Here is a 26,824-nt window from a genome sequence, read left to right as displayed (position 1 = left end):
GCACTGCAATGCCATGTAACACTTTTATCCATGAGTGAGCTGGAGAGCCGCCTGCCGAGGACCTTCGCCACCAGGTCGGCTCGTGCCCTCGGAGTGCACCCGCGCGATTTGTACAAGTGGCGTGACAGCGGGCAGATCGTCGAGTTGTCCCGAGGGGTCTTTCGCCGGACGGATGCCCCGGCGGCGACCTTTCCCGATCTCCTCGCCGTTGCCCATCGTGTGCCCGGCGGGATCGTCTGCTGCCTGTCTGCCGCGACCACCCAGGACCTGACCGACGAGTTGCCGGCCTCGGTGCAGATCGCAGTGCCCAGAAGCTCGCGCGCACCGCAGATCGGCTATCCGCCAACGACTGCGTTCCGTTTCGATCCCGCCACCTTCGAGCTGGGACTTTCCCGGCTCGAAGCAGCCCCGGACGAATGGGTGCGGGTCTACGAACCGGCCAGGACAGTCGTGGACCTGATGCGTCTGCGGAACCGCTGGGGTGATGCAGTGGCCTACTCGGCATTGCAGCGATACCTCCGGCTGCCGGCCGCGCGACCCGCGGTACTGCTGGATTATGCGGAGAAACTAGGTGTCTACGGCCCGTTGCGAGCAGCCCTCGACGTGGCTTCTGCCGGATGACTCCCACCAATCGCTCGACGCCGTCCGGGCGTGCTTACCTCGATTTGCAGAACAGAGCACGCCGCGAGCGCCGCGGGACCCAGGAGTTGCTGACGCTGTACGTCGTTGAGCGGTGGCTCGCGAGACTGAGCCGGTCGAAACACGTCGACGATTTCGTCCTCAAAGGCGGGATGCTGCTTGCCGCTTTCGGGCGGCGCCGGCCGACGGTAGATCTCGATGCGCTGGCGCGCAACTTCCAGAGCGAGCAGGAAGTGGTCGCTGCTCGGGTGGCGGAGATCGCGGCCGCGGACTACCCGGAGGACGGAGTCGAGTTCCTGACCGACAGTCTGACGACGCGGCTCATTCGCGACGATGCTCTGTACGCCGGAGTGCGGGTCACGATGGACGCCCGGATCGCGACCGCGGCGGTGAAGCTCCGGCTCGACGTCAATTTCGGCGATCCGGTGACGCCAGGTCCTCGCATGGTGGAGTTGCCGGCGCTGAGGCCGGGAGTGGAGCCGATCAAAATACTCGGCTACCCGATAGAAACGGTGCTGGCCGAGAAGTTGGCGACCGCGATCGCGTTGGGGCCGGCCAACACCAGGGTGCGGGACTTCGCCGACCTCTATGTGCTGACTGGTTTGCAGGCCTTCACCCAGTCCTGTGTGCGGGCAGCGTTGATGGCGACGGTTCTCTTCCGGGGTACGCCGATGGTGCCCTTGTCGGAGGTGGTGACGGCCATCGTCACGCTGAGGTCACCGGCGTACGCGGCCTATCGGCGGAACCTCGGTCAGGAAGGCGATCATCTTCCTCAGCACTTCGAGGAATTGATGAATGCCGTTGTGACCTTCGGCGACGGTCTGCTTCGGGAAGCTCCGCCGGAAACGCGGTGGGATCCGGTTGAGCGCCGTTGGGTCGGCTGAGCCGGCCTACTGGACGCGGTGGACCTTGTGTTGGGCGGCTTGGGCTCGGGGGCGGACTGTCAGGCGGTCGATGTTGACGTGGGCGGGGCGGGTGGCGACCCAGGCGACGATGTCGGCGATGTCGTCGGAGGTGAGGGGTTCGGCGACGCCGGCGTACACGGCGTCGGCCTTGGCCTGGTCGCCTTCGAAGCGGGTCAGGGCGAAGCCTTCGCTCTTGACCATGCCGGGGGCGATCTCGCAGACGCGGACCGGCTGGTCGTACAGCTCCAGACGGAGGGTGTCGACGACGGCCTTGGCGGCGTGCTTCGCGGCGACGTACCCGCCACCGCCTTCGTAGGCGACCTGGCCGGCCGTGGAGCCCATCACGATGATCTGGCCCTCGGCCGCGATGAGGGCCGGGAGCAACGACTTCGTGACGGCGGCGACGCCGATCACGTTCACCTCGAACATCCGTCGCCACGCGTCGAGATCCGCCTCGGAGACTGGTTCGAATCCGAAGGCCCCGCCCGCATTGTTCAGCAGCAGGTCGACCCGATCGCCGACGGCTTCGGTCAGCGCCGCGACATCCTCCGGAGAGGTGACGTCGCATTGGACCGCGCGCCCGTCGATCTCCTTGGCGAGCGCCTCGATCCGGTCCATCCGGCGGGCCGCGCACACCACCTCGAACCCTTCCCGGGCGAGTCGGCGGGCCGACGCGGCCCCGATCCCGCTACTGGCTCCGGTGACAACGGCAACAGGGCGCGGCGAAGAAGTCATACCCCGAGTCTGACAAACCCCTCCTCGCCCCGGCCACCCGTCTCACTCCCGTACGTCGCCGGCCGAGATCGCGGCGCACCCACCGGCTGACCGGGCATCCCCTGAGGTGGTGGGTTGTCTGCGTGTATGCAAGGCGACAACCCACATTTTCAGACGCCAACCCCTGAAAATGTGGGTTCGCCGAGAAAGGCGGTCAGGCCTGGCGGGTGGGGAGGGCGATGATGTGGCGGAGGTTGAGTTCGCGGCGGCGGGAGACGGCGAAGGCGACCACGTCAGCGATGTCGGTCGCGGTCAGCGGGCCGATCGTGTCGATCATCCCGGCCAGCATCTCCTGCTGGTCCGCCAGCATGTGCGAGCCGAGTTCGGACTCGGTCAGGCCGGGCTCGATGTTGGTGACCCGGACGTCCAGCGGCGACAGGTCCGCCCGCAGCGCGTTCGACAGTTGGGTCACTGCCGCCTTCGTGGCGCCGTACACGGCATATCCCGGGAAGACCAGGTGCGAGCCGATCGAGGAGATGTTCACCAGGTCGGCCGTTCCGCCGTCGGCCGCGGCGGCGATGAGATCGGGGGTGAAGGCGCCGATCAGCCGCAGTACGCCGGTCAGGTTGGTGTCGATCATCCGGGACCAGTCGTCGGCGCGGACCTCCTGGATCGGTGCCGCGAGCATCACGCCGGCCGCGTTCACGACCAGGTCGACACGGCCGAGCCGTTCGGCGATCACCTCGACGCCACGGTCGACGGACTCCTGTGAGGTGACGTCCACACCGACGCTGTACGCCGTACCGCCGGCCGCCGCGATCCGGGCGCCCAGGTCGTCGAGCCGGTCGGTCCGGCGCGACAGCAGGGCGACCGAGGCGCCGTCGGCCGCGAGCCGTTCGGCGATCGCGGCGCCGATACCGCTGGCGGCGCCGGTCACCACTGCATGACGGCCGGTCAGGGGAAGAGTGCTGGACTGCTGTTGCAGGACGGTCATCGATTGCTCCTCTGACAACGACTGAAGGTTGATGGCTTCAGCCTCGTCCGGCCGCGAAGGGTTACCCAGCCGTCTCCTCACCCTGGGGTTTGCTGAACCTGGTTCTGACAGAACCACCCTTGCCACGAAGTCACCGGGGATACTTGAAGCCATGGATCGCCGTGCGGAGTTGACCGAATTCCTGAAGACCAGAAGGGCCCGGATCCGTCCTGAGGATCTCGGGCTGAAGGTGTTCGGCAACGGCCGACGGCGCGTCCCAGGGTTGCGGCGCGAGGAGCTCGCCCAGGCTGCCGGGGTCAGCGCCGACTACTACGTCCGCCTCGAACAAGGTCGTACGGACAACGTCTCGCAGGAGATCCTGGACGCCGTCGCCGAGGTGCTCGGTCTGACCGAGGACGAGCGGGATCACCTGGCCCGGTTGGCGAAACCGGTTCGTCGCCCGAAGCAACGGCGTACGGCGCAGCGGGTCCGGCCCGCGATGCAACAGTTGCTGAACGCACTCGACGGCGTACCGGCGTTCGTGCTCGGCCGCCGGATGGACGTGCTGGCCTGGAACCCGTTGGCCGCTGCGCTGATCGTCGACTTCGGTGCGCTGTCCGCGAAGGAACGGAACATGCCCAGGCTGGTCTTTCTCGACGAGTCCTGCCGCGACAGAGTTATCAATGGAGACCGCGTTGCGGGATTCTATCCGCAATGGGAGGCGATCGCCGCCGAGACGGTCGACTACCTGCGCCTGTACGCCGGGCGCAATCCCGACGATCCCGAGCTGGCCGAGTTGATCGGCGAGTTGTCGATCCACAGCGAGGAGTTCCGCAAGCAGTGGGCGCGGCACGACGTACGGGACAAGAGCTTCGGCGTGAAGCGGATGGTCCATCCGATGGTCGGTGAGCTGACCTTGCAGTACGAGACGCTCGTCCTGCCGGGCGATCCGGACCAGTTGCTCGTCACCTACTCGGCCGAGCCCGGTACCCAGTCCGAGTCGGCGCTCCGTCTGCTCGCCAGCTGGACGGCCCCGACCGTCGAGCCGCCACTCCACACCCGGACTACGGAGAGTGCCCCGGAGTTACCCTGACGAGGTGACTTTCCCCTCCGCCGACCGCCCTCCGAGGCGGGTCGCGATGATCAGCCTGCACACCTCGCCACTGGACCAGCCCGGGATCGGCGACGCCGGCGGGATGAACGTGTACGTGGTGGAGTTGTCGAAACGCCTGGCGGATCTGGGGATCGAGGTCGACGTCTTCACCCGGGCGACCGCGTCCGCGCTGCCGGCGAAGGTCGAGCTGATGCCTGGCGTGACTGTTCGCAACGTCGCCGCGGGGCCGTACGAAGGCCTGTCCAAGAACGAGCTTCCGGCCCAGCTCTGCACTTTCGCTCGCGCCGTACTGCGCGCCGAGGCGATCCGCGAGCCCGGGTACTACGACGTGATCCACTCGCACTACTGGCTGTCCGGCCAGGTCGGCCTGCTCGCCCGCGACCGCTGGGCCGTGCCGCTGGTGCACACCATGCACACGATGGCGAAGGTGAAGAACGCGAGCCTCGCCGACGACGACGTACCCGAGCCGCCGGCCCGGCTGATCGGTGAGGAGCAGGTGGTCGAGGCGGCCGACCGGCTGCTCGCGAACACCGAAGACGAGGCGCGCGAACTGATCGACCTGTACGGCGCGCAGCCGGCCAAGGTCGGAGTAGTCAACCCGGGCGTCGATCTGGAGATCTTCAAGCCAGGCGATCAGGTGGCGGCGCGACGGGCGGTCGGCGTACCGGAGGATGCGCTGCTGCTTGCGTTCGTCGGGCGGATCCAGCCGCTGAAGGCGCCGGACATCTTGATCAAGGCAGCGGCCCGGATGCTCGAGCAGGACCCGTCGCTGCGGGACAGGCTGATCGTCGCGATCATCGGCGGCCCATCGGGCAACGGGATGGAGCACCCTGAGGCGCACGCGGAACTCGCCCGCGCGCTGAGGGTCGACGACGTCACCCGGTTCGTGAAACCGATCGCGGGGGCCGGGCTCGCTGAGTGGTACCGAGCGGCCTCGGTGGTCTGCGTACCGTCGTACTCCGAATCCTTCGGCCTGGTGGCCCTGGAAGCACAGGCCTGTGGGACACCCGTGGTCGCGGCGGCCGTCGGCGGGTTGACGACGGCGGTCAGCGATGGCACCACGGGGTTGTTGGTGCGCGGGCACGACGTGGCCGACTTCGCCGACGCGCTGCGGCGGATCGCGACGGATCCGGCCACCCGCGAGAGCATGAGCCAGGCGGCGGTCAAGCATGCCCGGGGATTCGGCTGGGAACTGACCGCGGAGAAGACCCTGGCGGCGTACCGGACGGCCCAGGAGACGATGGCGGCGGAGCTCGCCGCGGAGGTGACTGGATGAGGGTGTCGGCCGCGGACGTGATCCGGCAGGTGCTGACCGAGAACGACCTGGACTTCACCGAGGCGACGCCGGGCGAGTTCGCCGCGGATCTGCCGGGCGAGCGGAAACTGAAGACCACGGTGATGCTCACCGTCGGTAGTCAGGCGGTCCATGTGCACGCCTTCGTCGCCCGGCGGCCGGACGAGAACCACGAGGCCGTCTACCGGTGGCTGCTGGAGCGGAACCTGAAGATGTACGGCGTCGCCTTCGCGGTGGACCACCTCGGCGACATCCACCTGGACGGGCGGGTGCCGCTGCACGCGATCACGCCGGTCGAGGTGGATCGCCTGCTCGGCGCAGTACTGGAATATGCCGACTCCTCGTTCAACACGATTCTCGAACTCGGGTTCGCGTCGTCGATCCGCAAGGAGTACGAGTGGCGGCTGTCCCGGGGCGAGTCGACCCGGAATCTGGACGCTTTCATGGGCTGGCTGGAGCCTCGCTAGGCTGTGGCCATGACCTATCGCCTGATCCTGCTCCGCCACGGCACCAGCGACTGGAACGCCAAGAACCTGTTCACCGGCTGGGTCGACGTCGACCTGAACGCGGGCGGCATCGAGGAAGCCCAGCGCGGCGGTGAGCTGCTCCGCGACCGCGACCTGCTGCCCGACGTCGTGCACACCTCGGTGCTGCGCCGCGCGATCCGTACCGCGAACATCGCCCTCGAGGTGGCCGGTCGCCAGTGGATCGACGTCCGCCGCTCCTGGCGGCTGAACGAGCGGCACTACGGCGGCCTGCAGGGCAAGGACAAGAAGCAGACGCTGGAGGAGCTCGGCGAGGAGCAGTTCATGCTGTTCCGCCGCTCCTACGACACCCCGCCGCCGCCGATCGAGCGCGGCTCGGAGTTCGACCAGGCCGGCGACCCCCGGTACGCCGGTCTGCCGCCCGAGTTGCTCCCGGCAACCGAATGCCTCGCCGACGTCGTCGAGCGGATGCTGCCCTACTGGTACGACGCGATCGTGCCCGACCTCCGCGCCGGCAAGACCGTCCTCGTCACCGCCCACGGCAACTCCCTGCGCGCCCTGGTCAAGCACCTCGACAACCTCGACGAGAAAACCGTCGTCGGCCTCAACATCCCGACCGGAGTCCCCCTGTACTACGAACTCGACGACGACTTCCGCCCGGTCACCAAGGGCGGCGAGTACCTCGACCCCGACGCAGCAGCCGCCGCCATCGAAGCCGTCAAGAACCAGGGCCGCTGAGGTACTACGCCCCACGCAGGAGCTGCGTGGGGCATGGTGCCAAACAAGTAGCCCCCAGCAACCACTAGTTGCTGGGGGCCACTTTGGTGGAGCTCAGTTGCCGTTCGGGGATGGGGCGGAGGCGCCGGCGCCCGAGCCGGCTGCGGTGCCGCCGACGGCGACCGGGAGTTCGCCGGTGACCAGGTAGACGACACGGCGCGCCATCGAGACGGCGTGGTCGGCGATGCGCTCGTAGTACCGGCCGAGCAGCGCGATGTCGACGGCGACCTCGACGCCGTGCGGCCAGGTGTCGTCCATCATCAGGCGGAACTGGTTGCTGCGCAGCTTGTCCATCTCGTCGTCGACGGACTCCAGCGCGGTGGCGGCCTCGACGTCGCGGGACTTGATCACGTCACCGGCGGAGTCGACCATCCGGCCCGCGACCGCACCCATCTCCTCGATCACGGTGTGCAGCTCGGCCGGGATCGCCGGCGCCGGATAGCGCAACCGGGCGATCTTCGACACGTGCGCGGCCAGATCGCCCATCCGCTCGAGGTCGGCGACCATCCGGAGCGCGGCGACCAGCATCCGCAGCTCGTTGGCGACCGGAGCCTGCCGGGCCATCAGTTCGAAGACCTTCTCCTCGACACCTTCGCCGGCCGCGTCCAGTTGGATGTCGGCGGCAATGACTTCCTCGGCCTGCCGGATATCGGCCGCGAGCAAGGCGGTGGTGGAGCGGCGTACGGCGGTCGACACCGTCCGGGTCATCCGTTCGAGCTCGGCGAGGATGTCGTCGAGCTGCTCGTGATAGGTGTCGCGCATCGTTGTCTGCTTCCGATCTGTGGTGTCCGGTCCTGCCGAGGCGGGGCACAAGCCTGTACCGCCCCACGGTGGACCGTATGCCGTCGAGGTTGCCGGTCGGCGACGAGTGGTGAACGCCTGATGAACAGTTAGGACGTGTTCCGGTCATCGGGTGCTCATTCGGTCTTTCCCTGCTGGTTGCCCGCGTAGCATCGTCACTGTGGACCCCACGCTGGCTGCGGTGCTGGGCGGCGTCATCGGCGCGGCCCTGGCTCTGCTTTCACTCGGTGCGCTGATGCTCAGTGAGCGTTCCCAGCAGAAGATCCCCGTGTCCCCGGACCCGATCGTCCCGACCGGCGTCGCCACCGTCTTGTCCGTACTGCGTTCGTCGGCGGTCGTGATGGGCCCGGAGGACCAGGTTCTCCAGGCAAGTGCGCCCGCCCATGTGCTCGGCATCGTCCGGGGCGAGCGGCTGGTCGCCGACGATCTGCTGGACATGGTCCGGGCGGTCCGGCGGGACGGCGAGATCCGGCAGCGCGATCTCGAGATCGTCCGGGGCCGGCTCGGCGCCACGCAGTACGTGAGTGCCCGGGTCGCGCCACTCGGCAGCCAGTTGGTGCTGGTGCTGGTCGAGGACCGGACCAGGGAACGCCGCATCGACGCCATCCGCCGCGACTTCACCGTCAATGTCAGCCACGAGCTGAAGACGCCGATCGGCGCGCTGATCCTGCTCGCCGACGCGGTCTCCGAGGCATCCGACGATCCCGAGGCCGTTCAGCGGTTCTCCGGCCGGATGCGGATCGAGGCGTCCCGGCTGAGCCGGCTGGTCAAGGAGATCATCGAGCTGTCCCGGCTGCAGGGCGACGACCCGCTGGAGAATCCCGGCCCCGTCGACATCAGCGCCGTGGTCGAGCAGGCCGTCGACCGCTGCCGGGTGGACGCCGAGGACCGCGACATCAACCTGGTGGTGAAGACCGACCCCGCGCTCGAGGTGATGGGCAGCGAGGACCAGCTCGCGATCGCGATCGGCAACCTGGTCGAGAACGCGGTCAACTACAGCCCCGACGGGACCAGGGTCGCGGTCGCCGCGCACCCGATCGGGGACCTGGTCGAGATCACGGTCAGTGACCAGGGTGTGGGCATCCCGAGCAGCGACCTGGAACGCATCTTCGAACGTTTCTACCGCGTGGATCGGGCCCGCAGCCGGGAGACCGGCGGGACCGGGCTCGGCCTGTCCATCGTCAAGCACATCGCCTCGATCCACGGCGGCGACGTGCGGGTCTGGAGCGTCGAGGGCCAGGGTTCGACCTTCACCGTGAGACTCCCGCTGCGGCTCGATCCCGCGACCGGGCAACCGACCGACTGCTCCGGCCAGGAGAAGCCGGCCATCGATCTGGCGCCTACCCCGTCAGAGCACACCGCTAAGGAGGCAGCTTCGTGACCCGAGTGCTGGTCGTCGAAGACGAAGAAAGCTACAGCGACGCCTTGTCGTACGTCCTGCGCAAGGAGGGGTTCGAGGTCGCTGTCGCGGAGACCGGACCGGACGCGCTGGACGAGTACGACCGGGCCGGCGCGGACATCGTGCTGCTGGACCTGATGTTGCCGGGCCTGTCCGGGACCGAGGTGTGCCGGGCGCTCCGCAGCCGGGGCAACGTCCCGGTGATCATCGTCAGCGCCAAGGACACCGAGGTCGACAAGGTGGTCGGCCTCGAACTGGGCGCCGACGACTACGTCACCAAGCCGTACAGCCCGCGCGAACTGCTCGCCCGCATCCGCGCAGTACTGCGGCGCGGTCAGGACGTGGGAGAGCTGCTGCCGGACACGCTGGAGGCCGGCCCGGTCCGGATGGACGTCGAACGCCACGTCGTCACGGTCGGCGGCAGCGAGATCCGGCTGCCGCTGAAGGAGTTCGAGCTGCTCGAGATGCTGCTGCGCAACACGGGCCGGGTGCTCACCCGCGGTCAGCTGATCGACCGCATCTGGGGCGCCGACTACGTGGGCGACACCAAGACCCTGGACGTCCACGTCAAGCGACTCCGCTCCAAGCTGGAGAAGGACCCGTCGAACCCGTCCCACCTGGTCACGGTCCGCGGCCTGGGCTACAAGTTCGAGGCCTGACCGATGCCGTAACTACCCTGGCGCCATGAAAACGCCAGACCCCGCAGCCCAGCAGGCGAAGGGCCTCGCCGCTCCGAAGGCGACCGCCCCCGGGACTCGGGATGCGACCGCCCCCGGGATTCGGGAGGCGGCCGAGCTCGCGTGGGGTGCGACTGACTGGATGATCGAGCACGGCTCCGCAGGCGATGATCTGTCGCTCTACCACGGGCTGGCGGGGATCGTGCTCGCGCTGCACGAATCCGCCGAGCACTTCGGCGACGAGCGCTATGTCCGTGCGGTCGAAGCCGGCGCGGATGCGCTGACCGCGGGCATCGATCAGGAAGAGGGCTCGTCGCTGTACGGCGGTCTGGCGGGCGTCGCCGCCGTACTGCGCGCCGTCGGCCGCCCCGACGCGGCAGGGGAGGCGCTTCGCCGAGTCAGGGACCGGTTCGACGGTCGGCGGTGGAACGAGATGTTCGAGCTCCTGGTCGGCAATGCGGGGATCGGACTCGGCGCGCTGGCTGCCGGTGATCTGGAGTTGGCGGTTGCCGCGGTCACGCCGTACCTGACGACTGCCGATCGGACCGCGGGTGGCGTGAACTGGCCGGTCCGCCCCTCGCCGCCCCGGTCGCACCACGTCGCGCACGGCACGCTGGGCATCGTCTACGCGCTGGCCGCGATCGGCCAGGCTGCAGACCGGCAAGACCTCATCGAGCTTGCGCTCGCCGGAGCTGCAGATGTGGTGCATCGCAATGAAGCCGGCCCGGACGGGTTCCTCGTACCGCATTCGGACCCGCCGCATCGGCCTGAACTGATCGAGCGATACAGCTTCGGCTGGTGCAACGGCCCGGCGGGGGACGCACAGGTGTTCCGGTTGCTGCAGCAGGTCACCGGAGACGCGGTGTGGACCGAACTCGGTGACCGCTGCTGGAACACGGTCACGCAGTCCGGATTGCCGCGGCGGATCCGGCCAGGTTTCTGGGACAACCACGGTCGGTGCTGCGGGACGGCGGGCGTCCTCGCGCTCGCTTGCGACCGGATCGTGGAGCGCGGTGACGACTTCGGTTTCGCGGATGTCCTGGTCGACGATCTCGCGAAACACGCTGTCGTCGACGAGACCGGGGTGCGGTGGTCGAACTACGAATACCGGGAGTCACCGCCGGAGCTCGAGCCAGTCGCTGGGTGGGCGATGGGGAATGCGGGCATCGTGCGGGAGCTGCTGCGGTACGCGCGGTTGAAGCAGGGCGGCTTCGGCGGTTACTCGGTCGCCTGGCCGGACCACCCGGCGGTCGGCGTCCCGGATGATGCAGCCACCTGAGTCGTCTGCCGACGGGGCGCACCTACGCAATCAGGCGCGACGTAGGAGCGCCGTCCCGGGGTGGGAGCGGCCGACGGAGGAGGTCGCGTGGGGGACCTTCCCCGCAGTACTCAGCCCTCGTGTTCGGCGTCCTGGCGGGGGCTTGGGGAGTAGTGGTCTTCGGTGAGGACGGGGACCGACGTGGTGATCGGCGCGGCTTTGCCGAAGGTGATGGTCACCTTGATCATGTCGCCGGGCTTGCCGCCGGTGACGGTGATGGGGGCGCCGGTGGCCGGCGGGAGGGTGGTCGACTGGCCGACCTTGAGGGGGAGGGCGCGCACGTTGCCGAAGGTGACCTTCTCGTCGGCGTCCTGCGGCACGGAGCCGTTCTGGACCGGGGCGTCGGCGGGGGCGCTCTCGATCGAGACGAGAGTGTCGTCGCTCTGGCTGTTGTTGACGATCGCGGAGTGCAGTTCGCCCTTGCCGTCCTCGGAGGCGAGCACGAGCATGTTCCGGATGTCGATGCCACCGGAGCTGGCGTTGGTGCCCTCGGCGGCCTGGTACGGCTGGTAGGTCTGGGCGGAGAAGCCCGCGCTGCAGGCTGTCACCGTGATGCTCAGCGTGACGGCGGCCGCGGTCAGAGCGGTACGCCGGAAGGCCTGCGAGGACAACGTGATGGGCACTGGTGTTCCCTCTCCTACAACCCGGTCGATGCCGTCAGGCTTTGGCCTCCGGCGGAGCAAAGCGTAGCGAGCGCGCTGCCCGGACCCGACGGCGACTCCACCTTTCGGCGATGTCCCGGGCAACCATTTCGCGCGTACGAGGCACGCGGGACAACGTTTGTCAAGGAGGGATATGGCCTCTGACCAGCGCAAACGCCCGGACCGGACCAGCGGGCGCGTGGTAGGATAGGACTCGGAAAGGGGCACGTGACATATGACTTTTTCAGTCGGCGAGACGGTTGTCTACCCGAATCATGGGGCAGCTGTTATCGAGGACATCGAGACCCGTCAGATCAAAGGTGAGGACAAGACCTATCTGGTCTTGAGGATCGTCGCTCAGAACGACCTGGTCGTCCGGGTCCCCGCGTGCAACCTCGATCTCGTCGGCGTGCGTGACGTCGTGGATCAGGCTGGTCTGGAGCGCGTCTTCGACGTGCTGCGGGCGCCGCACACGGAGGAGCCGACCAACTGGTCGCGACGATACAAGGCGAACCTGGAGAAGCTGCACTCCGGTGACGTGATGAAGGTGGCGGAGGTCGTTCGCGACCTGTGGCGCCGAGAGCGTGACCGTGGTCTCTCCGCCGGTGAGAAGCGGATGCTGGCGAAGGCTCGCCAGATTCTGGTCTCCGAGCTGGCCCTGGCCGAACACACCAATGAGGACAAGGCGGAAGCCATCCTCGACGAGGTTCTCGCTTCCTAGCTGTTAGGAACGAGACGCGGGTCGTGATCGATCCGTCCGGCATGATGGCGTCGTGAGTACTGCGGCAATCATTCCGGCGGCCGGTTTCGGGCTGCGGCTCGGTGGCGAGGCCCCCAAGGCATTGCGAGAGGTCGGTGGCGAATCGCTGCTGGTCCACGCTGTTCGTGGACTGAAGGCAGCGACCGCCGCCGACCTCGCCTGTTTTGTGATCGCAGTACCAGCCGGCACCGAGGACATGGTCCTCAAACAACTCGAGCCGTACTGCGAAGGCGCGCACCTGCAGGTCGTTGCCGGTGGCTCCGAGCGCACCGATTCGGTCCGGGCAGCGTTGGAGCTGGTCCCGGTCGACGGCATCGACTGCGTGCTCGTTCATGACGCCGCGAGGTCGTTCGTGCCGGTCGAGGTGATCGAGCGGGTCGTTGCCGCCGTACGAGCGGGCGCGCCTGCCGTAGTACCGGCTGTTCCTGTCACCGACACGATCAAGCGGGTCGATCGCGACGGCCGGGTTGTCGACACGCCCGATCGGGCGGCTCTGGTCGCAGTACAGACCCCGCAAGGTTTTGAGCCGTCGGTACTGCGTCGTGCGCATGCCGGTGAGGTCGCAGGGGCGACCGATGACGCGATGTTGTGCGAGCGACTCGGGGTGCCTGTGCAGACGGTCGAAGGGTCCGAGGATGCCTTCAAGGTGACCCGGCCGCGAGATCTCCTGCTGGCCGAATGGTTGCTGGCGGAGAGGACCAGGTCGTGAAGATTCCGCGCGTTGGCACCGGCATCGACGTACATCCCGTCGAGGAAGGCCGTCCGATGTGGCTGGCCGGACTGCTGTGGCCGGAGGAGACCGCTGGGCCCGCTGGGCATTCTGATGGCGATGTGGCAGCACACGCCGCTTGTGACGCTTTGTTGAGCGCGGCAAGACTCGGCGACCTCGGCTCGAACTTCGGTACGTCGGAACCCGAGTGGGCCGGTGCCTCAGGTTCGACCCTGCTCGCGGAGGCGGCTCGCCGGGTGCGCGCAGCCGGTTTCGAGATCGGCAACATCACCGTGCAGGTCATCTGCAACCGGCCCCGCTTCGCCGGCCGCCGGGAAGAAGCCGAGAAGGCACTCAGCGCCGCCTGCGACGCGGAGGTCTCCGTCTCCGCCACCACCACCGACGGCCTGGGCCTCACCGGCCGCGGTGAAGGCATCGCCGCCCTCGCAACAGCCCTCATCTACTGAACCACCTCCCCTCCGAGTGGCCCCCACCCCACCGGCGAACCCACACTTTGAGGGGTTAACCCCTCAAAGTGTGGGTTGCTGATCGGTATCCGCTGCGACAACCCACGCTTTCAGGGGTTGGCCCTCCAAAGTGTGGGTTGGCCGGCGGACCCCTGCGTTCGGGGGCTGACCCCTCAAAGTGTGGGTTGGCTGCGGTGGGAGGGGGGTCAGCGGGGGACGGGGTCGGGGGAGAAGCGGGCGGCGCGTGGGGGGAGTTCGTTGCCGGGTTCGGTCAGGAGGGTGTAGAGCTCTGGGCGGCGGCCGCGGATCCAGCGGCGGCCGGTTGCCCTCGGCACCAGATCGAGGTCGAGGTCGGCGACGACCACCGCCTCTGCCGGGACCGGGGTTTCGGCGATGATCCGTCCGTACGGGTCGATCACCATCGAGTTGCCGGTGCGGACCTCGTCGTCGTCGCGACCGACACCGTTGCTGAACAGCACGAACAGACCGTTGTCGTGGGCCCTGGACGGTAGCCAACGCAGCAGCCAGCCGCGGCCGTTCGGTCCGTCGAAAGCAGCCCGTACGGCTTCCGGGTCGGTGGCTCGCCGCTCCCAGACTTCCAGCGGGATCGGCTTCATCCCGTGCGGACTGCGGGAGTCCGTCCCACCGGTCTGATGCGGGGCCAGCAGCACCGTTGCCCCGAGCAACGCCGTGATGCGGACGTTCTCGACGAGGTTGTTGTCCCAGCAGATCAGTACGCCGACCTTCGCCTGCCAAGGCGTGTCGAAAACGGTGAACGCGTCGCCGCTGGAGATCGCCTCGTGCTCGAAGGCGTGCAGCTTGCGATGCACGTGGACCGCGCCGTCCGGCAGGCACACGGCGTAGGCATTGAAGAGGCGCCCGCCGTCCGACTCGAGCCAGCCGACACCCAGCCCGGCGCCCAGTTCGCGAGCGAGCGCCCGTACGGCGGTGATGCTCGGGCCGGACCGGGTTTCGGCGAGCTCCCGCAGGCGGGCCTCCGGGTGCCGGCGCAGGTGCCAGTAGCCGAGCAGACACATCTCCGGGAACACCACCAGTTGGGCGCCGTCTGCGACGGCCTGGCCGGCCAGTCGCCGGACGGTGGACAGGTTGGCTTCCGGGTGGTCCGGGACGGCCTCGAACTGGACGACGGCGGCTCGCAACATCGGCATCTCCTCTGTGGTTGCAGCCAGCAAACCGCCCAGGAATGGATGCCGTCCAATGATATCCACAGGGTTATCCATATCCTGTGGTTATGGACCTCCGGCTGCTGCGCACCTTCGCCGCGGTCGCTCGCACGGGGAACGTCAGCGCCGCCGCGATCGAGCTGTCGACCAGCCAGCCGGCCGTCACCAAGCAGCTGCAGCTGCTCGAACGCCGGGTCGGCGTTTCCCTGTTCGTCCGCGGCCGCCACGGCGCCCGGCTGACGGCGGCAGGAGAGGCGCTGCTGCCGGACGCGCTCGACCTGCTCGCCCGGTCTGCGGCCTTCGAACGTCGTGCTGCCTCGGTCGCAGCGGGTGAGGACGGTTCGCTGGCGATCGGCTTCGGGCTGTCCGGCATCGAGCTGGCGCCGCGGGCGGTGGCGTTGTTCCGGAGCCGCTGCCCGGGGATCGCGGTGTCGCTCGACGACATGTCGTCGGCGGTGCAGTGCGAGCGGCTGCTGGCCGGCACGTTGCAGCTCGGCTTCGTCCGTCTCCCCGCACCAGCGGGCATCGAGCAGCTACGCCTTCGCAAGGACCGGTTGGCGTTGGCGGTGCCCGCGGCAACCGCAGTACCGGCGAACATCGCCAGGTGGCTGGACGGTCGGCCGCTGGTGCGGCTGCGCCCGGCCCGCGGGCCAGGTCTGTCGGAGCAGCTCAGTCGCCTGTACGACGAATTGGGGTGCTCGCCGCTCGTACTGCAGGAGGCGGACGATCTTCAGACCGTGCTTGCACTCGTTGCCGCTGGTGTTGGGCCGGCCGTCGTCCCGGCGACTGCGGCCACGATCGTCGCGTCCGATGCGGTGCGGCTGACACCGCTACGAGGGAAAGCTGCGTCCTGGTGGGTTGGCGCAGCTTGGGTCGAGCGATCACTCGTCCTGGATCGCTTCCTCACCGCAGCAGCCGATGCCGCCCGCATCTGAGTGTGGCTAGGTGTGCTGCTCACGCAGGAAATCTGCAGCTTCGGCCTGTTTGAACCACTCGGCCCAGCCGAGTGGCGTGGCTCCGAAATCCCCGTCCTTCAGCGACAAGTCGGTGCCCTTGGCAACCAAGAGGCGAAGGGCGGTGAGGTTGCCGGCGCCGGCGGCGAAGTGGGCGGCGGTCTTGCCGGAAGCGGTGCGGCCGCTCACGTCGAAGCCGAGGTCGATGAGAAGCGGCAGCGCTTCCCATCGCTGGGCGGCCGCGGCCTCTGCGATCAATCCAGGCCGCTGCCGGCGGAGGAGGTCGAGAGCCTCATCAGACGCCGTACTGCGGTCGCCGTCCAGTAGTGCGACGACGAGCGGATCCTCAGCCCGGTGGCCGGAGTAGAAGTCGCGGACAGTGCCGACTTCGGCGCCGTGGTGGATGAGTTCGTCGAGGATGTGCAGGGCGAAGGCGGTGCCGTCGTGGTCGGCGTACATCCCGGCGACTGAGCCCATCGGTTGCTCCAGGACGTCCTGGTTGAGCGCGGCGAGCCGGCGGCGCCAGACGGCGTACGAATGTTCGAGGGCCTTGATGGCCTCGGCGGCGCTGCTGGGCACGGGCGGAGTGCCGTCGTCAGGGGCGGGCTGCTGACCGAACCAGGTCGCGGTCCGGTCCTCCTGGAGGATGTCGATGATGTGCGTGATCCGCCAGGCCAGCGTGGTGAACGGCGGTGGATCGGCCAGCGGGTTGGCGTCGGGTGCGAACCCGTCCGCCGTCTTGCGGACGGACCAGCAGCCGGGGAAGGGCTCCCAGAAGTACTCGTCGTCGGTCAGTCCCTCCACCCTGGCCCGTAGGCGTTGCCAGGCGAAGTCGGACAGATCCAAGAGGTTCTGGGTGAGCGTCGTCATGAGCCCACGCTAGAACCAGCAGCGGACAGAATCGGTCCGCTGCCTCACCTGCGACGGCGAGAGGCTCTGGGAAGGTCGGGGAGTTCTGGGGCGTCGAGCCAGACGGCGAACAGGGCCAGCGTGGCGTCGGAGTCGGGGGAGAACGTTTGCGCCAGGGCGATGAAGTCGGCTGTGGTCACCGAGCCGTGCCGGTTCTTCTTGGTCCAGGCACGCAGGAGGTCGAAGAACGCGTCGTCGCCGAGCTGCTGCCGTAGTACGTGCAAGGTGATCGCGCCGCGTTTGTAGAGGCGGTCGTCGAACATCAGCTCCGGGCCAGGATCCGAGAGGACGAGGTCCTGGTCGAGACCGCGCAGCCGGCTGTGCGCCTTCGAGACCTGTTGGGCAGCAGTCAGGCCGCCCGAATCCTCCGACCACAACCACTCGGCGTAGCAGGCGAAACCCTCGTTCAGCCAGATGTCCTGCCAGGTCGACGGGGTCAGGCTGTTGCCGAACCATTGGTGGGCGAGTTCGTGCGCGACGAGCCGCTCGGCGCCCCGCTTCCCGTCCACGTGGTTGCTGCCGAACACCGAAATCCCCTGCGCTTCAAGGGGAATCTCGAGCGGGTCGTCCGTCACCACAACGGTGTAACCGCCAAAAGGGTACGGCCCGAACAGGCGGCTGAACAGCTTCATCATGTCCTGCTGACGCCCGAAGTCCGAGCGGAAATCGCGCACTTGCGAGGCGGGGAGCACGGCGCGGATGGTCACCGGCGACGAGGCCAACTCGAGTACGTCGTACCGGCCGATCTGCACGGTTGCCAGGTACGTCGCCATCGGAGCGGCCTGGTCGAAGACCCAGCTGGTCCGGCTGGCCTTCGTACGCCGGGAGACGAGGCGCCCGTTCGCGACCACCTGGTACGGCGAATCGGTGCTGATCGTGATGCGGTAATGCGCTTTGTCGCCCGGGTGGTCGTTGCAGGGGAACCAGGTCGCCGCGCCGCACGGCTGGCTGGCGACGATCACACCCTCGGTGAGTTCCTCCCAGCCGAGTTCGCCCCAGGGGCTGTCGACCGGCGCCGGATTACCGGCGTACTGGACGTCGACTGTGAACTCCGCGCCGTCGGCGATGTCGGTGGCGGGCCAGATGTAGAGCTTGCCGTTGCGATGCGCGTACCGGCCCGGGCGGCGGCCGTTGACGGCGACCTTCGAGACGCGCAGGCCGGTCAGGTCGAGGCTGAACCGGGACAGCGCGTGCGTGGCGACGGCCGTGATGGTCGCCTTGCCGGTCAGGCGGTTGCTGTTGACCCGGTAGTCGAGATCCAGCTCGTACGACTCGACCTGGTAGCCGCCGTTGCCGTGGCCGGGGACATACGGATCGCCGCTGTCGGCACCAGGCTGACCTTTGACGTCCGATTTGGGGGCACGGGAAACCATCAACCCTGCCAGGGCGCGATCGGGTTGCCGGCCCAGCGGGTGCCGGCCGGCACGGTCTCACCGCGCATCACCAGTGACACCGGTCCGACGGTCGCGCCGGCTCCGATCGAGGCCGCCGGCAAGATGATGCCGTGCGGCCCGAGAGTCGATCCGGGGCCGAAGGTGACGGTACTCATGGACATCACCCTGTCATGGAACAGGTGCGTCTGGAGAACGCAGCCGCGATTCACCGCGACGCCGTCGCCGAGCGTGATCAGGTCGGCCTCGGGCAGCCAGTAGGTCTCGCACCAGACCCCCTTGCCGATCTTCGCGCCGAGGGTGCGCAGCCAGAGCGTCAGTACCGGCGTACCGGCGGCCGCGTTCGCGAACCAAGGGGCGGCGACCATCTCGACGAAGGTGTCGACGACCTCGTTGCGCCAGACGAACGAACTCCACAACGGGTACTCGATCGCCTTGGTCCGGCCGACGATGAGCCACTTGGAGATCGTCGCCATCGCCCCCGCCACCGCACCGGCGGCGAGGATGACGGCGCCGGACAGCGCGAAGGTCGCCCACGGGCCGAGCCAGAGGTCGAGCGCCTGCAGGGAGAAAAGCACGCCCAGAGCGATCAGCACCGTGCACATCATCGGGACGAACCGGCACAGCTCCACCGCCGCCCGGGCGAACTTCAGCCGCAGCGGCGGGTTGAACGTCCGGCTCTGGTCACCATCGACCGCTTGGCGGCGCAACTTCACGGGCGGGCTGCCGAGCCACGACGTACCGGCCTTCGACTTCTTGGGCGCGGCCGACAGTACGGCGACCAGCCCGTTCTTCGGCACCGAGCGGCCGGGCGCGGTCATCCCCGAGTTGCCGAGGAAGGCCCGCTTGCCGACCTTGGCCCCGGCCACGTGCAGCCAGCCGCCGCCCAGTTCGTACGACGCGATCATCGTGTCGTCGGCCAGGAACGCGCCATCGCCGACCGTGGTCATCTTCGGTAGCAGCAGCACTGTCGACGCCTCGACGTCGCGGCCGATCTTCGCGCCGAGGGCGCGCAACCACCACGGCGTCAACAGGCTCGCGTAAAGCGGGAACAGCAGTGTCCGGGCGGAATCCAGCAGCCGCTCCGTCGCCCAGACCTGCCAGCCGATCCGGCTTCGCACTGGGTAATGGCCAGGCTTGATCCCGATACCGAGCAGCCGTACGCCGACCAATGTCAGGACAGCCAGGGCGGCGAAACCGACCAGTGTCATCAGCGGGATCGCCCACAACGCCTGTACTGCGGCGTCGCCGAGCGAGGCGGTGCCTCGGACCGCGTGGCCGAGGATGACGACAGCAAGAGCGGCCGCGGCCAAGGGCAGGAGCGACATGAGGGCCGAGGCAGCGCCGTACGCGAGGACCCACCACGGAGCGCGTGCCGGGCGTTCCTCGGGCCAGGGGTGACGAGCCCTGCCGACGCGGCTGGCCGGTGATCCGGACCAGCGTTCGGCGGGCGGCACCTTGCCGGACACCGCGGAGCCGGCGGCGATCTCTGCGTTGCGACCGATCTCGGCGCCCGGCAGCAGGGTGCTGCGCGAACCGACAACGGCCTCGGCGCCAACGGTGACAGTGCCGACGTGCAGGCGGTCGCCGTCGATCCAGTAGCCGGACAGGTCGACCTCTGGTTCGACCGACGCGCCACGGCCCATCGTGAAGAAGCCTGTGACCGGTGGAAGGGTGTGCAGGTCGACACCGCGACCGACCTTCGCGCCGAGAGCCCTTGCGTAGTAGGCGATCCAGGGCGCTCCGGCGAGGTTGGCGGCACCTGCGGCGTCGGCGAGGTTCTCTGCTGCCCAGAGTCGCACGTGGACGTTGCCGCCCCGCGGGTAGACGCCGGGCTTCAAGCCACGCAGCAGGAGCCGCGCACCGACGACAGCGATGCTCATGCGGCCGGCAGGAGTGATCAGGATGAGCCAGCCGGCCAGGATCCACCACCACGACACCGTGCGCATCCAAGGGTGCGGACCGTCCGACCAGGCGAGCAGGTTGTTCAGCGTGAAGAGCCAGACGAGCCAGCGAACACCGACCACGGTCTGGAGCAGCAGGGTCAAGGCGGTCTGCAGTAGTTGCGTCCCAGGTGGAGTCGGACGGACCTCACGGATCTCGACCGGTTCCTGGGACGTGGTGAACGAGTCGAGCCGGTCGGCGAGCGCACCGAGCCGCGGGTACTCGTAGATGTCGCTGACCGTCGCCTCGGCGTACCGCTCTCTCAGGAGCGAGATGAGTTGCGCAGCGGCGAGGCTGCCGCCACCGTGCAGGAAGAAGTCGTTGTCCGCTCCGGTGACTGTGGCACCGAGGACCTTCGTCCAGCGCTCGGCCAGCCAGCCGGCAGTGCCGTCCAGCTCAGCAGGCGGCCCGTCCGTGTCCATCCCGGGCAGCGGCCAGGGCAGTGCGCCGCGGTCCACCTTGCCCGACGTCCTGGTCGGCAACGTGTCGGTGATGGCCAGGAGCGGGACCAATGCCGCAGGCAACTCCTCCCGCAGTCGTTCGGTAGCAGCCTTACTGTCGAACGCCTCTGCATCCTCCGGTACTACGTAGCCGACCAGCAGCTGATTCCCCGCCGCACTCGCCCGTACTGCGGCTGCAGCACCCGTGACGCCAGGAAGAGCCTGCAGAGCGGCGTCCACCTCGCCCAGCTCGATCCGGCGGCCGCCGAGCTTGATCTGCTCGTCGGCTCGGCCCATGAACACCAGGCCCTCCGACTCGTTGCGGACGAGGTCGCCACTGCGATAGGCGCGCTCCCAGCCGAGGGCCGGCATCGGCGCGAACTTCTCCGCGTCCTTGGCCGGATCGAGATACCGGGCCAGGCCGACGCCACCGATGATCAGCTCACCGGTCCCACCTTCCGGTACTTCGTTGCCTGAGGCATCCACTACGGCCAGGTCCCAGCCGTCCAGCGGTAAACCGATCCGGACCGGGCCTTCCCCGGTCAACTGGGCGCCACAGGCGACAACGGTCGCCTCGGTCGGGCCGTAGGTGTTCCAGACCTCGCGGCCGTCGACGGCGAGCCGTTCGGCCAGTTCGGGTGGGCAGGCTTCGCCACCGAAGATCAGCAACCGGACCTGATCGAGCGCGTCCGCCGGCCAGAGGGCGGCCAGCGTCGGCACGGTCGACACGACCGTGATGCCCTGCGCGACCAGCCACGGTCCGAGGTCCATCCCGCTGCGGACGAGCGATCGCGGTGCGGGGACCAGGCACGCGCCGTACCGCCAGGCGAGCCACATCTCCTCGCAGGACGCATCGAACGCGACCGACAGGCCGGCCAGCACGCGGTCCTCCGGGCCGATCGGTTCGGACTGTAGGAACAGCCGCGCCTCGGCGTCCACGAACGCGGCCGCCGAACGATGTGTGACCGCGACACCTTTCGGTACGCCGGTCGAGCCGGACGTGAAGATGATCCAGGCGTCGTCGTCGGGGGTCGGCCCGTCGGTGTCCGGCCGGCCCGGGGTCGCCTCGTCCTCGGGTGCATCCATGCGGGCGGAGTACGGGAAGTCGTAGTACCCGTCCTCGTCCGGCTCGGTGACCGGCCGGGTGCTGGTGAGCTCCAGGTCGTCGGTGACGATCGCGGCGACGGCGGCTTCACCGAAGACCAGTTCGGCGCGTTCTGCGGGGTCGTCGGCGTCGACCGGTACGTAGGCCGCTCCGGCTTGCAGGGTGCCGAGGATCGCGACGTACAGGTCGTTGTGGCCGGAGGAGATCCGGACGCCGACCCGGTCACCGGGGCCGATACCGAGTTCGGTCAGCCGGCGGGCGAACTTCGTTGTCCGGTTGAGCAGTTCGGTGTAGCTGAGGCTGACGCTGCCGTCGTCGAGTGCCGGTTCATCGGGGTGGCTCGCCGCAGTCGCCTGCAGGATGTCCACCAAGGTTCGCTCGGGTGGAGCGCTGTCCCCCCGTCGCAGTGTCACGGGCGGATAATACGCCGCTCAACTGTCCTGTTCTGAAACTCCGTGCAACGTGGACACCAACTAGTTCACCAGTTTGGTCGGGGCCGCGAAGGTGTTGCAGGCCTTGGTCTCGCCGATGTTGAAGCCGTTCTCGATCCAGAAGCCCTGGCTGGTGGCCAGACCATGCGTCCGCTCGTCCTCCGGCGTGTCCTCGGACTCACCGAAGCTGTTGCTCGCCTGGTACTCGAACTCCTTCATCCGGTTCGTCAGCGGGTACGACTTCGCCACGGCCCTGCTGAACACGCCACCCAGACAGGAGGCCTGCAGCTCGTTGCGGCGCGAGCTCTCCAGCTTCTCGCTCGGGTGGTCCTGCAGGTAGACGGCTCGCGCGTAGAACAGCCCACTGACGCCCTGCACGTGATGGCCGTACTCATGCGCGATCGTCATCAAGTAGGCGAGGTCTTCCTTCGGACCGAACGCCTTGTTCATCTGCAGCACGTCCGTGTACATCACGTGGTTGCCGTAGCAGTAGAACGCCAGCACGCGGCCGGACAGCGGCTTGAAGCTGCCGCACGGAGTACTGACCGGCTTGTCGAACACGACCAGGCCAGGATCCGGCTGGCTCTCACCGAGCTTGCTGAACACCGGGCGCCAGGCGTCGTTGAGACAGCTGAACAACTTGGTGTAATACCGCTTCTGGGCGTCCAGACTGCCGTCACCGAGCTTCTCCGCCGGGCAGTTCATCTCCTGCAATGCACCGGCCTGGTAGAGCGGGCTGTTCAGCAGGTAGTCCTCGGCCGAGCCCTTCTCCGGTTTGGTGGTGGCGGTCGGCACGATCGACGGTCCGCTGACGCTCGGGTCCGCGGTGGTGTCGGTGCTGCCGCCGAGCATCACGCCGAGCACGGCGAGCGTGATGCCGAGGAAGGCGACCACGACGAAGCCGATCAGGACGAACCTGGCCGCACCCGACTTGCGGCGCTGGGGCTGGAAGCCGTTGAACTGGCCCGGACCGCCGTAATACGGCTGGGCCCACTGCCCGGGGTACTGCTGGCCCGGCTGCGCGTACTGACCACCTGGTTGTTGGTACTGGCCGCCCGGCTGCTGGTACTGGCCACCGGGCTGCTGGTACTGCGGCTGCTGGCCGCCCTGCTGCGGGTAGGGACCCGGCTGCTGGGGGAAGGGGCCAGGCTGCTGTTGCCAGGGAGCTGCCTGGGGTGGTGGGAGTACACCGGGCGGGGGAGCCGGCCGGTTCTGGGGACCGCCGCCGTACCCGTACGGGTTGCTCACGTGTCGTTCCCCTTCATCACGGCCGGTACTGATCGAGCAGGTTCGCAGGGCGAACCGGCACGAGACTACCCTCGTGCCATGTCACTGAAGCGCCGCCTCTTGCCGGCCGCCCTGTTCGTGTCGTTCGCGACCGCTTTCGTTGCCCTCGGCACGGTCCCCGCCCAGGCGGCGGACGACCAGATCACCGGGTACGCCGCCGAGGCCACCCTGACGCGGGACGGGGTCCTGCAGGTCAAGGAGACCGTCGACCTGACAGCAGGCGGCGACACGTTCCGCCGTACGCTCACCAACCGGGTGCGCTCGAATGCCGAGCAGGACCGCACCTACGAGCTCGGCGACGTGTCGGCCACGGTGAACGGCAAGCCCGCCGAGGGCCTGGAGAACTCGGCCGTCGACAACGGCCGGCAGATCAGCCTGAAGGTGTCCGGCCGGTCCAAGGTCGTCTACACCTACACGGTCGACAACGTCGTGGCCGACTCGACAGAGGGCCGCGAGGTCAGCTGGCCGATCGTGCAGGGCTTCAGTACGGCCATCCCGAAGGCGACGGTGATCGTCAACGTTCCGTTCGCCACGTGGGTCACCTGCTTCGCCGGCCGGGTCGGCTCGAGCATGCCGTGTACCTCCTCGCAACTGGCCGAGAACGCTGCCTTGCAGATCGAGCAGGCCGGTGTGCCCGCCGGTGGCCGGCTGACCTTCCTGACCGGGCTGAGCGACCAGGCGACCGTCAAACCGAACGCACAGTTCAAGACCCGCTGGACCCTCGGGCACGCGTTCACTGTCGACTCCTCGACGCTGGGGCTGAGCGCGTTGCTGCTGGGGCTCGGACTGCTCGGTGCGGCGGCGCTGTGGTTCTTCCGCGGCCGTGACGCAGGCAAGACCGTCGCCGGTGGACCGGAGCGTCCGGTGCTCGACGGAGCCGACGGGCCGCAGTTCGCCGCACCGGACGGCATCCGGCCTGGCCAGGTCGGCACTGTGGTGGACGAGACCGCAGATGTCGTGGACATCACCGCGACGTTGCTGGACCTTGCTGTACGCAACTACCTGACCATCGAAGAGCTGCCGCGGCAGAGCCAGTTCGGCAAGCTGGACTGGCAGCTGCGCCGACTGAACGCCGGTGGTCCGGAGCTGCTCCCGTACGAGAAGGCCTTGCTGGACGCGGTCTTCGCCGATGCGGAGACCGTCGTCGTGTCCACGCTGGGCCCGGCGCTGCGACCGCGTCTCGGCCTGGTCCGCGAGCACCTGTACGCCGATGTCGTCACGCAAGGGTGGTTCGCGAGCCGGCCGGACGCAGTACGGAACCGCTGGTCGACGGCGGGCCTCGTCCTGCTCGGCGCCGGGGTGGTCCTGACGATCGTGCTGGCTGTGGTCAGCAAGTTCGGGCTGGTCGGGTTCGCGGTGATGCTGGCCGGTGCGGCGTTGACGCTGGCCGGCCAGGTCGCTCCGGCGAGGACAGCTCGCGGTGCCGCAGTACTGGGTCGTGTGGCCGGGCTGCAGTCGTACCTGAGCAACCAGAGCTCCGCTGATCTGCCGCAGAGTCACCGGTTGGAGTTCGCATCCCGCTGCCTGCCGTACGCCGCAGTACTGGGCCTGACGGAGAAGTGGGCGCAGGAGATCGCCGCCACGGACGACGACGATGACCCGGATGCGGGGATCGGCTGGTACTCCGGTCCGGAGAACTGGCACCTGTCCGACATCGGCGAGTCGCTGTCGAACTTCGTCACTGCCTTCGGCGGCACCCTGACGTCCGCGCGCCGGCTGTTCTGAAACGCCTTATGAACAAGGGCCCCTGGGATTCCCAGGGGCCCTTGTGTGTCAGTACGTGTATTGCGGTGGTGACTGGAAGGTGTTGCAGTAGCGCGGGTCGCGGAAGGTGATGCCGCGGGTGGACCAGAAGTTGTGGTTCACCTTCGCGCCGTGGTCGCGCACCTTCGGCTTGGAGAACTCGTCACCGGCGTTGGCGACGGCGAACTTCCAGCTGGCCAGCAGCTCGCCCTTGAGCGGGATGAACTGCGCGTCCGCGCCCAGGTACGCCGAGCCGAGGCAGGACGCCTGCAACTCGCGCTTGCGGCTCTCCAGCAGCCGCATGTTCGGGTCGGCCATCGTCGCCTGCCGGGCGAACGAGGCGCCGAAGATGCCGGTCAGCTGCTGCACGTGGTGCCCGTACTCGTGCGCGAACGTGTTCAGCATCCACGCGCGGGTGTAGATCGGGTTCACCTTGTAGTTGTTGTAGTCCACGTTGAACGGCATGTAGATCGCCTCGTTGGCGCCGCAGTAGAAGCCCCGCGTACCGCGCTCGATACCGCACGGTGTCTTCACCGTGTTGGCGTAGACGATCACGTGCGGCGCCCGGAACGGCAGCTTGGCCTTCTGCATCGCCAGCCACCAGGTCCGGTTCAGACAGGGCAGCATGCGGTTGTAGTACGCCTTGACCGCCGCGAAGGTGGTCGGCCGGTACGGCGGCTCGGTGCACCGGGACGCCTGCACGGCACCGACCGTGTAGAGCTTGTTCTTCGCGACCAGCTCGTACGGCGTGAGTTGGCGCGGCTTCGGCTTCGGCTTCACCGTGGGCGTCGGCGTCGGGCTTGCCGAGGGTGTCTCCGAAGGGGTTTCCGAAGGCGTCTCGGACGGCGTCGCCGACGGGGTGTCCGTCACGGTCGCCTTGTTGTCGTCGCCGTTGTTGCGCAGCGCGTAGGTGACGCCGGTGCCGACGACCAGAACCGCGAGCACGACCAGGCCGATCAGCAGCCCCTTCGGCGTACGACGCGGCTTCCGCCGCCGGCCCGCACCCGGTGGCTTCGGGATCGGGATCGGCGGGTACTGCCAGCTCGGCTGACCATCCTGAGGCGGGCCGCCGGCCGGCGGGAAGCCCTGGAAGCCGGGCTGCCCACCCTGCGAGCCGGTGGGACCGCTCTGCGATCCGGTCGGCGGGTACGGAGTACCGGTCGGCTGGTACGGCGTACTGGCGGCTGCTGACCACGGGTTCGGTTGGCCGCTTTGTGGGGTGCTCGACCACGGGCTTTGTGGTGGTACGGAGCTGCCGGGTGGGGTGTAGCCGGGGGGCGGCTGGCTACCGGTTGGAGCCTGATGCCGAGGCGCGGCAGGACGGGACGGCGTACCAGGTCCCTGTGCGGCGGGCCCGCCGGCGTGCTGGCCGCGCGGGGTCTGCGGCCCCGAGTACGGCGGCTGGTTGCCGGCGGTGCGATCCGGAGACGGCCAGCCACTCTGCTGCGCGGGCCGGTCAGGCGTAGCCGGTCCACTCTGCTGCGCGGGCCGGTCAGGCGTGGCCGGTCCACTTTGCGGGGTGGGGCGCGTCGGCGTGGGTTGGCCGCTGCGGGGGGTGCTCGGGGGGACCGGCGGCTGCGAGGCGCTCGCAGGGGGGCCGGGTTGCAGATACTCCTGGGGCTTCTCGGCGGACTCGGTCCACCACAGGGGCGACTGGCCATCCCGGCGGGGCGGTTGCGCCGGCCGCTCGGTGGGCTGTTCGCCCTCCGGCTCCGGTTCGTCCCGCCCCGGGGGTGGTTTCCAGTTGTCCGACATCGATACTCC

Annotated in this window: 24 protein-coding genes; 14 read left to right on the top strand and 10 right to left on the bottom strand. The window is 68.5% G+C overall.

From position 1 onward, the window contains the following. Positions 1-30: 30 nt before the first annotated feature. A complete protein-coding gene (locus DIZ26_RS22530; protein ID WP_112244693.1) occupies positions 31-621 on the top strand; it encodes a type IV toxin-antitoxin system AbiEi family antitoxin domain-containing protein in 591 nt (196 codons plus the stop codon). Next, complete coding sequence (locus DIZ26_RS22525; protein ID WP_112244691.1) at positions 618-1,523, top strand: nucleotidyl transferase AbiEii/AbiGii toxin family protein; 906 nt, start codon at positions 618-620, stop codon at positions 1,521-1,523. The genes DIZ26_RS22530 and DIZ26_RS22525 overlap by 4 nt, the downstream gene beginning before the upstream one ends. Positions 1,524-1,529: 6 nt before the next feature. Here DIZ26_RS22525 and DIZ26_RS22520 read toward each other — a convergent pair whose 3' ends face one another. Together DIZ26_RS22520 and DIZ26_RS22515 are read right to left on the bottom strand one after the other, a co-directional pair. Then, positions 1,530-2,279, bottom strand: coding sequence for an SDR family NAD(P)-dependent oxidoreductase (locus DIZ26_RS22520; protein ID WP_112244689.1), 750 nt, complete (start codon positions 2,277-2,279; stop codon positions 1,530-1,532). 193 nt (positions 2,280-2,472) lie between these two features. Further along, on the bottom strand, positions 2,473-3,252 hold the full coding sequence (locus DIZ26_RS22515) for an SDR family oxidoreductase (RefSeq protein WP_112244686.1): 780 nt from the start codon (positions 3,250-3,252) through the stop codon (positions 2,473-2,475). Positions 3,253-3,403: 151 nt separating this feature from the next. On the opposite strand from DIZ26_RS22515, the gene DIZ26_RS22510 reads away from it, so the two are divergent. Genes DIZ26_RS22510 through DIZ26_RS22495 form a run of 4 tightly spaced genes read left to right on the top strand, consistent with a single transcriptional unit; the run spans position 3,404 to position 6,862 of the window. Next, positions 3,404-4,324, top strand: coding sequence for a helix-turn-helix transcriptional regulator (locus DIZ26_RS22510; RefSeq protein WP_112244684.1), 921 nt, complete (start codon positions 3,404-3,406; stop codon positions 4,322-4,324). Positions 4,325-4,328: 4 nt separating this feature from the next. Next, positions 4,329-5,621: a D-inositol-3-phosphate glycosyltransferase gene (gene mshA / locus DIZ26_RS22505; RefSeq protein WP_198676231.1), complete on the top strand. Its 1,293-nt coding sequence runs from the start codon at positions 4,329-4,331 to the stop codon at positions 5,619-5,621. Then, on the top strand, positions 5,618-6,106 hold the full coding sequence (locus tag DIZ26_RS22500; protein ID WP_112244680.1) for a type III secretion system chaperone family protein: 489 nt from the start codon (positions 5,618-5,620) through the stop codon (positions 6,104-6,106). Before mshA ends, DIZ26_RS22500 begins: the two co-directional genes overlap by 4 nt. Positions 6,107-6,115: 9 nt before the next feature. Beyond that, the gene (locus tag DIZ26_RS22495) at positions 6,116-6,862 is read left to right on the top strand and encodes a phosphoglyceromutase (protein WP_112244678.1); all 747 of its coding nucleotides are present in this window, start codon (positions 6,116-6,118) and stop codon (positions 6,860-6,862) included. A 93-nt stretch (positions 6,863-6,955) separates the two neighbouring features. Here DIZ26_RS22495 and phoU read toward each other — a convergent pair whose 3' ends face one another. Further along, positions 6,956-7,663, bottom strand: coding sequence for a phosphate signaling complex protein PhoU (gene phoU / locus DIZ26_RS22490; protein ID WP_112244676.1), 708 nt, complete (start codon positions 7,661-7,663; stop codon positions 6,956-6,958). 199 nt (positions 7,664-7,862) lie between these two features. On the opposite strand from phoU, the gene DIZ26_RS22485 reads away from it, so the two are divergent. Genes DIZ26_RS22485 through DIZ26_RS22475 form a run of 3 tightly spaced genes read left to right on the top strand, consistent with a single transcriptional unit; the run spans position 7,863 to position 11,057 of the window. After that, positions 7,863-9,083, top strand: coding sequence for a sensor histidine kinase (locus DIZ26_RS22485; protein WP_112244674.1), 1,221 nt, complete (start codon positions 7,863-7,865; stop codon positions 9,081-9,083). Further along, on the top strand, positions 9,080-9,760 hold the full coding sequence (locus DIZ26_RS22480) for a response regulator transcription factor (protein ID WP_112244672.1): 681 nt from the start codon (positions 9,080-9,082) through the stop codon (positions 9,758-9,760). Before DIZ26_RS22485 ends, DIZ26_RS22480 begins: the two co-directional genes overlap by 4 nt. A gap of 25 nt (positions 9,761-9,785) precedes the next feature. Continuing rightward, positions 9,786-11,057: a lanthionine synthetase LanC family protein gene (locus tag DIZ26_RS22475; RefSeq protein WP_198676230.1), complete on the top strand. Its 1,272-nt coding sequence runs from the start codon at positions 9,786-9,788 to the stop codon at positions 11,055-11,057. Between the two features lie 110 nt (positions 11,058-11,167). Here DIZ26_RS22475 and DIZ26_RS22470 read toward each other — a convergent pair whose 3' ends face one another. Continuing rightward, positions 11,168-11,719 (bottom strand): hypothetical protein, encoded by a 552-nt coding sequence (locus DIZ26_RS22470; protein ID WP_112244670.1) that lies wholly within the window; start codon positions 11,717-11,719, stop codon positions 11,168-11,170. 253 nt (positions 11,720-11,972) lie between these two features. On the opposite strand from DIZ26_RS22470, the gene DIZ26_RS22465 reads away from it, so the two are divergent. The 3 genes from DIZ26_RS22465 to ispF are packed head-to-tail and all read left to right on the top strand — an operon-like array spanning position 11,973 to position 13,673. Continuing rightward, a complete protein-coding gene (locus DIZ26_RS22465; RefSeq protein ID WP_112244668.1) occupies positions 11,973-12,458 on the top strand; it encodes a CarD family transcriptional regulator in 486 nt (161 codons plus the stop codon). 52 nt (positions 12,459-12,510) lie between these two features. After that, a complete protein-coding gene (gene ispD, locus DIZ26_RS22460; RefSeq protein WP_112244666.1) occupies positions 12,511-13,206 on the top strand; it encodes a 2-C-methyl-D-erythritol 4-phosphate cytidylyltransferase in 696 nt (231 codons plus the stop codon). Further along, entirely contained in the window at positions 13,203-13,673 is a 471-nt protein-coding gene (gene ispF, locus DIZ26_RS22455; RefSeq protein ID WP_112244664.1) for a 2-C-methyl-D-erythritol 2,4-cyclodiphosphate synthase, read from the top strand. The genes ispD and ispF overlap by 4 nt, the downstream gene beginning before the upstream one ends. A 206-nt stretch (positions 13,674-13,879) precedes the next feature. Here ispF and DIZ26_RS22450 read toward each other — a convergent pair whose 3' ends face one another. Then, positions 13,880-14,836, bottom strand: coding sequence for a nitrilase family protein (locus DIZ26_RS22450; RefSeq protein WP_198676228.1), 957 nt, complete (start codon positions 14,834-14,836; stop codon positions 13,880-13,882). Positions 14,837-14,925: 89 nt separating this feature from the next. On the opposite strand from DIZ26_RS22450, the gene DIZ26_RS22445 reads away from it, so the two are divergent. Beyond that, the gene (locus DIZ26_RS22445) at positions 14,926-15,792 is read left to right on the top strand and encodes a LysR family transcriptional regulator (protein WP_112244660.1); all 867 of its coding nucleotides are present in this window, start codon (positions 14,926-14,928) and stop codon (positions 15,790-15,792) included. Between the two features lie 6 nt (positions 15,793-15,798). Here the strand turns inward: DIZ26_RS22445 and DIZ26_RS22440 are convergent, their stop codons facing one another. The 4 genes from DIZ26_RS22440 to DIZ26_RS22425 are packed head-to-tail and all read right to left on the bottom strand — an operon-like array spanning position 15,799 to position 23,278. Continuing rightward, positions 15,799-16,680 (bottom strand): DinB family protein, encoded by an 882-nt coding sequence (locus DIZ26_RS22440; protein WP_112244658.1) that lies wholly within the window; start codon positions 16,678-16,680, stop codon positions 15,799-15,801. Positions 16,681-16,724: 44 nt separating this feature from the next. Further along, positions 16,725-18,092: a M1 family metallopeptidase gene (locus DIZ26_RS22435; protein ID WP_112244657.1), complete on the bottom strand. Its 1,368-nt coding sequence runs from the start codon at positions 18,090-18,092 to the stop codon at positions 16,725-16,727. Continuing rightward, complete coding sequence (locus tag DIZ26_RS22430; RefSeq protein ID WP_112244655.1) at positions 18,092-22,012, bottom strand: Pls/PosA family non-ribosomal peptide synthetase; 3,921 nt, start codon at positions 22,010-22,012, stop codon at positions 18,092-18,094. The genes DIZ26_RS22435 and DIZ26_RS22430 overlap by 1 nt, the downstream gene beginning before the upstream one ends. Positions 22,013-22,072: 60 nt before the next feature. Next, positions 22,073-23,278: a neutral zinc metallopeptidase gene (locus DIZ26_RS22425; RefSeq protein WP_112244653.1), complete on the bottom strand. Its 1,206-nt coding sequence runs from the start codon at positions 23,276-23,278 to the stop codon at positions 22,073-22,075. A 78-nt stretch (positions 23,279-23,356) separates the two neighbouring features. On the opposite strand from DIZ26_RS22425, the gene DIZ26_RS22420 reads away from it, so the two are divergent. Continuing rightward, entirely contained in the window at positions 23,357-25,042 is a 1,686-nt protein-coding gene (locus DIZ26_RS22420; RefSeq protein ID WP_112244651.1) for a DUF2207 domain-containing protein, read from the top strand. Positions 25,043-25,090: 48 nt separating this feature from the next. Here DIZ26_RS22420 and DIZ26_RS37515 read toward each other — a convergent pair whose 3' ends face one another. Then, positions 25,091-26,815 (bottom strand): neutral zinc metallopeptidase, encoded by a 1,725-nt coding sequence (locus DIZ26_RS37515; protein WP_157979784.1) that lies wholly within the window; start codon positions 26,813-26,815, stop codon positions 25,091-25,093. Positions 26,816-26,824 lie beyond the last annotated feature (9 nt).

The organism is Kribbella monticola, from assembly GCF_003261635.1.
GTDB lineage: Bacteria > Actinomycetota > Actinomycetes > Propionibacteriales > Kribbellaceae > Kribbella > Kribbella monticola.
The sequence above is the reverse complement of the archived record's forward strand: the minus strand, read 5'-3'. Positions and strand labels throughout refer to the sequence as shown.